The following is a 10,437-nucleotide window of genomic DNA, read 5'->3' as shown; positions in this document are numbered from 1 at the left end:
GCGATTGTCCATTAGGCAGGTGGCCCATATTGACCTTCCTATATTGATATAAATTTAACAATGCATTGTGTATTTCTTCGAGAGTGATAAAAATCAAAACACTTCCTGCTCAACCCTAATACTTTACAAGTTATGACAGCATTCAAATTCTTTTTTACATCTCTCATCATACGATCAAAATGTTTCTGGTATTTGTAGATTGTGCACTGGTCCTTTCATCTACGCGTGACCATATAATAGAAAGGTAAGGTTAATAGTTTGTTAATATAGTAATTATTTTCTTGTAAATGAATTTAATAGGTTTTTTTATAAATTATTGAATTTTTTGTTTTGTTCGTTTATACTAAAAATGTAGTAAATAATATATAGGAGGTAATTTCATGGTTAAAGTAAAAGATTCAAAGTTTTATGCTCTACTATCCGTATCACTTTTTGCAGTTACATTAGGAGCTTTAATTCTTGGTAACGGACCACTCATAGCAGCTCAACTTGGACTTAGTACAGCGACTGCAGCAACAATAGTCAACTTTTTAGATGGTGTTTCATCTGTAACTACTGTAATAACGATTATTGGAATGTTTACTGGTGTTGGAACTATTGGATCAGCGTTTGCAGCGACTGTTCTTACTTTAATTAAGAAACAAGGAAAAGCCAAAGCAGCTGCTTTTTAAAAGAGCTTATGCACATGAAAAAAAGACTATTTAAACTTTATGATCAAAGTATAATGGGTCATCTCAATTATATTGGGATGATTCTTTTTTCATCACTCTTTATTCTAGCACTTATTTTTTATCATGATTTGGTTTCCGTTCACCACCTTATTATATTTTCTTTTATTTCTATATATATTGTAGCTACAGCAAATATCAATCGGTGTATATTACCATATAGAAAACAACAACCTGGTCTGGTTTTTACTTCTAAACGCTTATTATTAAAGCACTTGTTTTTTACAATTAGACAAGGGTATTCATTACAATTACTTCTGACTTGTTTAATGTCTACAACCTTTATGTTGATAGTAAATCAATATTTGATTATTATATTGGCTTTAGTTACTGTTGTAATTTCTTTTTTGTCTCAGTTAACGCATGGCCTGTTTAATATCATAATCAGATCCCTTTTTTTGTTGCAAACTTGGTTCATTTTAACGTATTCGTTTGAGTTATCTATACTAGTTTTAATTATACAATCCTTTCTTATTTATTTCTGTATAAATAATTCTCACCGTATACCAATTGGATTGTCATTTTTAAAAAGTACTGATAAACGATATTCATCCGGGGATATTTTACATATATTCTCCGCTTATATAACTAATAATAAGATATTATTGGTTTTGCTTGGAGCCTTGGTATCAGTGATAACATACTTTGGTCAACTGTTCTTAACTAAGATACAGGGGCTCCCGGCGTTAATAATCGTTTATGTTAACTTTATGACTATCTTAGAGATTTTCATAGGGTCAAAAAGCGAAGAGATTATGCTGGATAAAGCACGAGTGGAAACTTTGCAATCCTCTTTAATTGTTAGTTCATTTAAAAGGTTTAAATCAAGTTCCATTTATTTAATATCTCTTATGTTATTTGTTGTATGTGTTTGCGGGTTAGTAGGGGTTGTATTAAATACGTCTGATATAACAATAATTCTTAAGAATCTCTTATCAATTCCTTTAATATTTTTTATAGGGGTTGTATATTTTAGAAAAACTGAGTTGTTAACTAGTGGCTATGAGTACAAGTTATTAAAGTTAACTCTGCCTATTTTAATGCTGATATGCATCACGATTTTCACTATTGTTTCATAAAAAGAGGAATAGAAATGATACATAATAGAGTCAAATTTTTTCTATGTTACTATTTTATCTTTTGTTTATCAACTATAAGTATAGGAGTTTTTTTAGGATCGATAGTTAATAAAAATTTATTTAAACCAGAACCACCTTCTTTGGAACATGATTTTATGTTTCTGGTTTTATCACACAATTTAAGAAACTTTGCAATGTATTTACTGGCTCCTATATTTTCGCCAATACTACAGTTATTGGATTTTGCAGGTTCGGCCTTTCAAATTACTGTAGGTTTTAGGACTTTAGGGATACAAGGAGCCTTAAATAAATTATTTCCACATGCTCTATTAGAATTTCCAAATATGTTGCTTTATCAAGGAATTAGCCAGTATATGCTCTTTACATTAATTATTACTAGGTCAATAAAGATTACTCTGAGTGTAATGAAAAAAATGATTCCTCTTTATGTACTATCATTAATAGTATTAATAATAGCCGCTATACTTGAAGGATATTTTTAAAATAAAGAAGAGGGGATTCATAATGAGTTTGGAATTTGTGGAATTCACAAAAAAATTTAAAGACAATTTAATTTTAGATAAAGTTAATTTTAAAATATCAACAGGTCTTTTTCAACTAACAGGTCGAAATGGTGCGGGGAAGAGTACTCTTCTGAGAATAATTTCTGGCCTTGATAAAAACTATTCAGGCAGTTTTATTGCAAATAAAGGATCTACTTTATATTTAAATGTTGATCCTATTGGTATTCATCCTTTCACTATCGGTGAAAATCTAGAGATTCTATGGAACACATTTAACATTACCCCATCTACAAAACAACTTTCCAAAGTTAATAATTTTTTTGATGGTAATTTAGATGTTTCATATAGTAGAGCATCTACGGGAATGAAAGCTAAACTTGGTTTATCATTGGTTTTTGTGAAGGATTGGGAAACAATATTAATTGATGAAACTATGTCATCTTTAGATTCAGAAAGTATTAATATGCTTTCTGAAAGTCTAGTAAATCTTTCAACAAAACAAATATCAACCATAATATATGTCTCTCATAGCATGGTAAATAAACATCTAAACGATAATTCAAATGTTATTACTATAGGAAAGGGGGGCCTTTCGTGGAAAAACATGCAAGATTAACATCATTTGTCTCATTGATTGTATATGTGTTCTTGAATTTTTATTTTATATCTCTTGTTATTGAAATGAATGGATTTTCTGAAGAACTAAAAGATCTGCATAATTTATTGGATAATTTTTCACACCGAAAATTAGTACTGATAATATCTGTAGTTACCACAGTCATAACAATGATAAGTCTCTTGGTGCAATATATTATTGGGAAATTTTTATTAATTATCTTTGCCTCTAATGTTAAAAGCCACTTATTTTATGCTCTTATTCCTAAAATTTTGATCATGATTATTAATATAATTTTCATAGGGATTTGGCAAATACATAACTCATGGTTTTATTTATTTACTGCTCTTATGGGATCAATTGTAATACTGCTCTTCTTCCATTATAAAAAAGAAAACTGGAAAGCATCCATTCTCTTTGCAGCATCTTTTATAATTGACGCTTTATTTTCATTAGGGAAATCAATATTTTCATTGTTATGATGAGAAGAACAATGGGGCTTTAAAACAAAGGGGTATTATGCACCGTGCATGGTGGTTGGAAACGGTAATCACAAGGAGGGCGGTTTTCCTAGCGTAGACGAAATATAATGTCTAAAAAACCGCTCCTAGAGGGATTGGGTAACAACAAAATCTTATATAAAATGACTATTCATTTATGGAATATTGTTGCTCATACGATAATGTAAAGTGAATTTAATCGTTAATACACATATAAAAATATATAAATTAGGCGTTGAGCTGAGTTAGACAGCTCTAAACTGTGCCAACCATTATGTGTAACCTAGTTTTAGTCCTTAGTGAACCGGAATGGGATATTTATATTTTTAGTAAAATATTAAATAATTATTCTTTTCACTTTTTTGTGGAGAAACTTTAAACCCTTAGAGATGGATTTTGTGCTAAAGTATATAAGGGGAGTGTTAAATATGTCTGTTTCTTTTATAAATATTACTTCTATAGCAGCTATAATTATATGGGTTTTGGTATTCTTGGAGCTAAATAAAACATCAAAAGAGAATGGACGAAAAATAATAACTTTAGTATCTGTAGGTTCCATATTAACACTAGTTGTGACCATTTCACTTATTAGAAACATCCAATTTTAAAAAAAATTGCATTTTAAAGCAGTTTATTGCTTAAAGGGTACATAATTGGACGCGATAATCGAATGAAAAATTGTCCTAACAGAGCAATTATAATATTTATTAAGGGGGAGTTTTTGATGTTATGGCTTTTTACACAAAATAAACAAAGTTTAGTGAATGTAAAAGAAGTTACTGTAAAGGGGAAAAGTATAGAAGGTATTATCGGCAGTGCATCTTTGGATCAATGGAGTAAAACTTTAGGAAAGTACAAATCGGACGAAAGAGCATTGGAAATTCTTAATGAAATATTTATGAAAATTGAAGAAAGCAATGGGAGTTTTGTGATATTCCGTATGCCCCAAAAATAAGTATCAACTTAATCAGTTTAAGTAGTAAGGGAGTGTTACGGTGCAACTTCCTCATCGACTGGATTGCCAACACTTGTTTAGACAATCTTGTGTTGACAATCCAGCGTTTTAACTCATATGGTTAAGGAATCTTGAAAGGCATACAACAAATCATGGTCTTTGTTTAAAGTTCGTTTTTATTTTGACTATTACTTTTCCACATATTATTTCATCGTTTAAAAGAACATCGTTTGACAGATCTTTATATAAAAATTTTTAATCAATGATCCTTTTTGTCCTTAGCATTTCTTCACTATTTGAATAGGCATTAATATTATTTACTAGAAATGTAACTTTATCATTTACATCATCGTCACACCCAATCCATTGTGTTTTAAAGAGTTTTTTTGTTTCACCAAATATGTAAATGCTATAAATGTTTCTTTTACTTGATGAATCTTCACTGGATAAATGTCATCTCCTGAGGTGAATCCCTGTATCCTTATATATTTTTGCTATAGTTGACGGAAGGACTAAGAATGACTTGAACAATAACAGTCTTACCATTGACAAATCACCCAATCCCTATTAAAATAAAAAGTTATCCGATAGTAATAATCTATCGAAAACTCAATACGTAGCAAGCTATGATTGCTGTGGGTCGCACTACAGCAGGAGCAGCTTCTGGAGAGACCGCGGAATTCCGCGGCGCCGAAGGGTTCACAATCTCAGGCAAAAGGACAGAAGAGTACCGAATATGTATTTGTCGTGCTGATGATTGTCAGCGGCACAAATATAATTTGTTATTCTTATGACCACGAGATTGGAGGACATCCAATCTCTTTTTTTATGGGCTATTTTCATTGCTCGTCGTTTCACAATAAAGAGGTAAGGAGGAGTTAGACTTGGAACAGCGAGAATTAAAGAGGGACTTATCCAATCGGCATGTGCAGCTTATCGCCATTGGCGGGACGATTGGCACCGGGTTATTTTTAGGCTCCGGTAAGGCGATTCAATTGGCGGGTCCTTCTATCATCTTTGCGTATTTCATTGTAGGTATGGCGCTTTTTTTCGTGATGCGGGCGCTGGGAGAACTGCTGTTATCTAAAGCGGGGTATCAATCGTTAACAGATATTGCGGAGGAGTATTTGGGGCCGCGGGCCTCGTTTGTCACCGGCTGGACGTATTGGTTTTGCTGGATTATGACGGCTATGGCGGATGTGATTGCCGTCGGGGTATATGTGAAATATTGGTTTGATATTCCGCAGTGGATCCCTGCACTTATCTGTTTACTCATTTTATTAGGGCTCAATCTATTAACGGTCAAGCTTTTTGGAGAATTGGAATTTTGGTTTGCTTTAATAAAGGTGATCACGATTCTGGCGTTAATTGTCATCGGGGTTATTTTGCTGGTGATCGGATTTAAGACGCATACAGGAACGGTTTCGGCGGCAAACCTATGGGAGCACGGCGGCTTGTTTCCAAATGGATTTTCAGGCTTTTTGCTTTCTTTCCAAATGGTGATCTTTGCATATGTCGGTGTGGAATTAGTAGGTGTATCGGCAGCGGAAACATCGAATCCGAAAAAAAATATTCCATCGGCTATTAATAAAATTCCTTTGCGGATTTTATTTTTCTACGTCGGCGCGCTTATCGTCCTATTATGTATTAACCCGTGGATGGAACTGAATGCGGCAGAAAGTCCTTTTGTGAAAACCTTCAGCTTAGTCGGTATTCCGCTTGCCGCGGGAATCATTAATTTTGTCGTCTTAACGTCAGCCGCGTCTGCTTGTAACAGCGGGATGTTTTCAACAAGCCGGATTTTGTATAACTTAAGCAAAACGAAACAGGCACCGGCAAGTTTCGCGAAGCTGAATAAAAACCATGTGCCGAGTCACGCGTTATGGGTATCGACCATTGTCCTGTCAGGGGGAGCTCTTTTAAGCAAGCTGATACCGGAACAAGCCTTTGGCATCGTGACAACCATTAGCGCGATTTGTTTTATATGGGTGTGGGGTGTGATTCTTGTTTGTCATATCAGATACAAGAAAACCCGTCCGCAATTACACGCAAGATCAACATTTAAAGCGCCACTCACGCCATTTATCAATTACGCTGTTCTGGCTCTGTTTGCCGCCATTCTTATTATTATGCTGTTTGCGGATGCAACCCGCCCGGCTTTGCTTCTGACGCCGCTGTGGTTTATTTTATTATTTATTCTATATTGGGGGAGCAAGAAAAGAAGGGCCTGATGAGTCATATTAAATGGTGATTCCATAAATCCCTAATCATTAAAAAGACGGTGTACTGCATGCAGTATGCCGTTTTTCTTTTTGTTAACCGCTTCTTTTTTCAAGACATAAAGTTAACAAAGTAATGGATTATTTAGAGCAGCAAGGATTTGTTGAGCTGGTGAGCAGAAGACCAAAATCTTATAAAATCAGCGAGGAGTGTTTAGAAGAAATACTGCCTTCTTAATTCAACGGGACATATCAAAAAAGCCGCCAATCAGCTAATATGGCGGCTTTTGTATTAGTTCCGGATCAAATAATCAAACGCGCCTAAAGCGGCATTTGCGCCTGATCCCATTGAAATAATGATTTGGTTGTACGGGCCGTCTGTGCAGTCTCCTGCGGCAAATAGGCCTGGGACGCTTGTGGCGCCGCGTTTGTCGACGACGATTTCGCCGATGCGGTTGCGTTCGACTGTTTCGTCTAACCATTCCGTGTTTGGCACGAGACCGATTTGGACGAAGACACCTTGGAGTTCAACGTGTTTTTCTTCGCCTGTTTCACGATCAATGTACGTGATGCCGTTTACGTTTTGGTCGCCTGTGATTTCTTTCGTTTGTGCGTTTTTCACGACAGTGACGTTAGGCAGGCTGTAAAGACGTTTTTGCAGGACTTCGTCTGCTTTCAGCTCCGGCGCGAACTCTAGCACAGTAACGTGATTGACAATACCTGCAAGGTCAATTGCTGCTTCGATTCCAGAGTTTCCGCCGCCGATAACCGCTACGTCTTTGCCTTCAAACAATGGTCCGTCACAGTGCGGGCAGTATGCGACACCTTTGTTTTTGAACTCTTGTTCACCAGGTACGTTTACATTGCGCCAGCGTGCACCTGTTGAAAGGATGACTGTTTTACTTTTCAGAACAGCGCCGTTCTCGAGTTCGAGTTCGAAAAGGTCTTTTTTCTCAAGGCGTTTTGCGCGCTGCAGGTTCATGACATCAATATCATAATCCTTCACGTGCTCCTCGAGGCTTGCAGCGAGCTTCGGTCCTTCTGTCGCTTTTACGCTGATGAAGTTTTCGATGCTCATCGTGTCGAGAACCTGTCCGCCGAAGCGTTCAGCGACAACACCTGTGCGGATGCCTTTACGCGCCGTGTAAATGGCCGCACTGGCGCCGGCAGGTCCGCCGCCGACAACAAGCACGTCGTACGGCTCTTTGTCAGCAAACTCAGATGCATCTGCGCCGCTGCCCATTTTCGCGAGAATCTCTTCGAGGGTCATACGTCCGCTTCCGAAGGATTCGCCGTTTAAGAAAACAGTCGGCACGGCCATGATGTTTTTGCTTTCGACTTCTTCTTTAAAAGCCGCTCCGTCAATCATCGTGTGTGTGATGTTCGGGTTGAGCACGCTCATCATGTTTAAGGCTTGGACGACGTCAGGGCAGTTGTGGCACGTCAGGCTGATATAAGATTCAAAGCGGTATTCTCCGCTGATCTTCTTAATCTGGTCAATGACCTTTTGATCAACCTTAGGCGCTCTGCCGCTCACTTGCAATAGCGCCAGCACTAAAGATGTGAATTCGTGTCCCAGCGGAACACCGGCAAATGTGACGCCGGTCTCCTCTCCGGCACGATTGACGCTGAAGCTTGGCGTTCTGTTTAACTGTGCTTTTTCAACTGTGATTTTCGATGACATGGAAGCCAGCTCATCAACGAGAGCCAGCATGTCCTTCGAGGTGTCATCATCACCTGCGCTTACTTTGAGAACAATGTCATTCTCAATTAGCTGCATGTATTGATTTAATTGTGCTTTGATATTTGCTTCAAGTACCAATGGAATGCACTCCTTAGATTTTACCTACTAGGTCAAGGCTTGGTGTTAGTGTTTCAGAACCTTCTTCCCATTTAGCCGGGCAGACTTCACCTGGGTTTTGACGGACATATTGAGCCGCTTTTACTTTGTTTACAAGGTTGCTTGCGTCACGGCCGATACCGCCGGCGTTGATTTCAACAGTTTGGATCACACCGTCCGGATCGATGATGAATGTTCCGCGATCAGCAAGACCTTCTTCTTCGTTAAGAACATCAAAGTTGCGGGAGATCGTTTGAGAAGGATCACCGATCATCGCGTAAGTGATTTTGCCGATTTTTTCAGAGCTGTCATGCCAGCCTTTGTGTACGAAGTGAGTATCTGTAGATACAGAGTACACTTCAACTCCAAGTTCTTTAAGAGCAGCGTATTGATTTTGAAGATCTTCAAGCTCAGTCGGGCATACGAATGAGAAATCCGCAGGGTAGAAGCAGAATACGCTCCATTGGCCTTTCAGGCTTTCATTTGTTACATCGATGAATTCACCGTTTTTGTAAGCTTTTGCTGCGAATGGTTGTACTTCTTTTCCAATTAAAGACATAATATATCTTCCTCCTGAAATGTGATTTGAAATATTAAAAAAGACAAAGAATACACTTTATCTTTCAATAATAATTCTAATTATATATGAATTATTAAATAACATTTATTTTTTGTCAAGGCATATGGCATATTATTTTATGCTTTTTTTGCTTTTAAGGTATGAAAACGCTTGGTATGAGCGGTCTGTCCCCGTTTTGAAATGGAGGAGGGGTGTTTCTCAATTGGCGAAGCAAAATAGTGGGAATCCTCCCGGCCGATGGTAAGATAAACCAAAGGGGTGATCACGATGCTGATAAACAAGGTAATGCTATACAGTGATGCTTTGGAGGAGACGAAACGCTTCTATGTACAGAAGCTTGGTCTTAGCTTGATCGAAAGTACGGGCGATTCGTTTACAATCAAGGCGGGAGAAAGTGAATTAATGTTCAGGCTGGCCGATTCTCAATCTCATCCGTTTTATCATTTTGCTTTTAACATTCCGAACAATCATTTTCGTGAAGCTAAAGCGTGGGCGAAGAGCAAGGTGGCGTTTCATACAGAAGATGGTGAGGATGAGGTGTATTTTCCCCATATCAATGCACGTTCTTTTTATTTCTCAGATCCGTCTCACAATCTTGTGGAATTCATCGCCAGAGATTCGTCGCCGGCCTCTGAAGAAAGCTTTTCCATTCAGTCCGTATTGAATATTGGCGAAATCAATGTGACGGCTGCTGAGGTGGTGTCAACAGGGGAGACATTACAGCGCTTCGGCATTCCGGTGAGAAAACATGCGCCTCTTACCGAGGACGGATTTCACTTTATGGGTGATTATAAGGATGGGGCGTTTTTGCTTTTGGGACCGAGGGGGCGCCGCTGGATTTTTTCTGATCAACACGCGGAGTTTCATCCGCTTTCGATCACCGTGAACGGGACGACACATATTGAAGCTGACGGTGAAGGCGGAATAGACATCACGCGTGCGCACCCGTCATAAAAAGTCCGGGCAAAAGCCCGGACTCAGTAGATCTCAGTTTTCTGCGAGTTTTCTGTTTCCCAAGGCCAGTCGCCCCATCATCAATCCGAAAGCCAGCAGGGCAAACAACATGCCGCACCATGAAATGCACCGTATACGCATAGACTGTATTTGAAACGGCAAACATCAGCACGGCCAGCAAAAGAATATATTTTCGATTCAAACCTGACGCGAGCAATGTCAAAAACGGGCCGGACACAGCGACGACTAATGCAAAAACGCTGACAAGCCACCCTGCCTTTGAAGCGGTGATATGAAATCTGTCCGCCGCCTGAGGCAGAACACCGATGATCCCCATTTCGGTAGTGATAATCCCAAAAACCCCTAATGCCAAGAAAATAATGAAGATTGAGCTGTTCTTTTTCACTTTTATGTAAGCCTCCTTTTATAACTACATATACAG

The 10,437-nt window shown here is 38.1% G+C and carries 9 protein-coding genes, 1 pseudogene and 1 riboswitch; of the genes and pseudogenes, 7 read left to right on the top strand and 3 right to left on the bottom strand.

The features are described 5' to 3' along the window. Positions 1-380 precede the first annotated feature (380 nt). The 6 genes from KY305_RS04365 to KY305_RS04340 all read left to right on the top strand — a co-directional run bounded on the left by KY305_RS04365 (position 381) and on the right by KY305_RS04340 (position 6,633). Positions 381-671, top strand: coding sequence for an uberolysin/carnocyclin family circular bacteriocin (locus KY305_RS04365; protein ID WP_223061507.1), 291 nt, complete (start codon positions 381-383; stop codon positions 669-671). A 1,150-nt stretch (positions 672-1,821) separates the two neighbouring features. After that, positions 1,822-2,310, top strand: coding sequence for a hypothetical protein (locus tag KY305_RS04360; protein WP_223061506.1), 489 nt, complete (start codon positions 1,822-1,824; stop codon positions 2,308-2,310). Positions 2,311-2,332: 22 nt separating this feature from the next. Then, complete coding sequence (locus KY305_RS04355; protein ID WP_223061505.1) at positions 2,333-2,947, top strand: ATP-binding cassette domain-containing protein; 615 nt, start codon at positions 2,333-2,335, stop codon at positions 2,945-2,947. Then, a complete protein-coding gene (locus KY305_RS04350) occupies positions 2,926-3,429 on the top strand; it encodes a hypothetical protein (RefSeq protein ID WP_223061504.1) in 504 nt (167 codons plus the stop codon). The genes KY305_RS04355 and KY305_RS04350 overlap by 22 nt, the downstream gene beginning before the upstream one ends. 742 nt (positions 3,430-4,171) lie before the next feature. After that, on the top strand, positions 4,172-4,402 hold the full coding sequence (locus KY305_RS04345; protein ID WP_223061503.1) for a hypothetical protein: 231 nt from the start codon (positions 4,172-4,174) through the stop codon (positions 4,400-4,402). 653 nt (positions 4,403-5,055) lie between these two features. Further along, positions 5,056-5,135: riboswitch (glycine riboswitch) on the top strand. A gap of 151 nt (positions 5,136-5,286) precedes the next feature. After that, complete coding sequence (locus KY305_RS04340) at positions 5,287-6,633, top strand: amino acid permease (protein WP_223061502.1); 1,347 nt, start codon at positions 5,287-5,289, stop codon at positions 6,631-6,633. 280 nt (positions 6,634-6,913) lie between these two features. Here the strand turns inward: KY305_RS04340 and ahpF are convergent, their stop codons facing one another. Both ahpF and ahpC read right to left on the bottom strand, forming a co-directional pair. Beyond that, positions 6,914-8,443: an alkyl hydroperoxide reductase subunit F gene (ahpF, locus tag KY305_RS04335; RefSeq protein ID WP_223061501.1), complete on the bottom strand. Its 1,530-nt coding sequence runs from the start codon at positions 8,441-8,443 to the stop codon at positions 6,914-6,916. A gap of 13 nt (positions 8,444-8,456) precedes the next feature. Continuing rightward, on the bottom strand, positions 8,457-9,020 hold the full coding sequence (gene ahpC / locus KY305_RS04330) for an alkyl hydroperoxide reductase subunit C (RefSeq protein ID WP_003326173.1): 564 nt from the start codon (positions 9,018-9,020) through the stop codon (positions 8,457-8,459). 288 nt (positions 9,021-9,308) lie between these two features. Between ahpC and KY305_RS04325 the strand changes: the two genes are divergently transcribed. Further along, positions 9,309-9,995 carry a VOC family protein gene (locus KY305_RS04325; protein WP_223061500.1) on the top strand — a complete coding sequence of 229 codons (687 nt, stop codon included), beginning with the start codon at positions 9,309-9,311 and terminating at the stop codon, positions 9,993-9,995. 115 nt (positions 9,996-10,110) lie between these two features. On the opposite strand, the pseudogene KY305_RS04320 reads toward KY305_RS04325, so the two are convergent. Then, a pseudogene (locus tag KY305_RS04320) lies at positions 10,111-10,401 on the bottom strand (MFS transporter); the annotation flags it as partial. Between the last annotated feature and the right edge of the window lie 36 nt (positions 10,402-10,437).

It is taken from the genome of Bacillus sp. YC2 (genome assembly GCF_019891195.1).
Taxonomy (GTDB): domain Bacteria; phylum Bacillota; class Bacilli; order Bacillales; family Bacillaceae; genus Bacillus.
The sequence above is the reverse complement of the archived record's forward strand: the minus strand, read 5'-3'. Positions and strand labels throughout refer to the sequence as shown.

Excerpts from the sequence above, each read along its gene's own strand:
- KY305_RS04365 (WP_223061507.1), top strand. The coding sequence starts at position 381 with ATGGTTAAAGTAAAAGATTCAAAGTTTTATGCTCTACTATCCGTATCA.
- KY305_RS04360 (WP_223061506.1), top strand. The coding sequence starts at position 1,822 with ATGATACATAATAGAGTCAAATTTTTTCTATGTTACTATTTTATCTTT.
- KY305_RS04355 (WP_223061505.1), top strand. The coding sequence starts at position 2,333 with ATGAGTTTGGAATTTGTGGAATTCACAAAAAAATTTAAAGACAATTTA.
- KY305_RS04345 (WP_223061503.1), top strand. The coding sequence starts at position 4,172 with ATGTTATGGCTTTTTACACAAAATAAACAAAGTTTAGTGAATGTAAAA.
- ahpC (WP_003326173.1), bottom strand. The coding sequence starts at position 9,020 with ATGTCTTTAATTGGAAAAGAAGTACAACCATTCGCAGCAAAAGCTTAC.
- KY305_RS04325 (WP_223061500.1), top strand. The coding sequence starts at position 9,309 with ATGCTGATAAACAAGGTAATGCTATACAGTGATGCTTTGGAGGAGACG.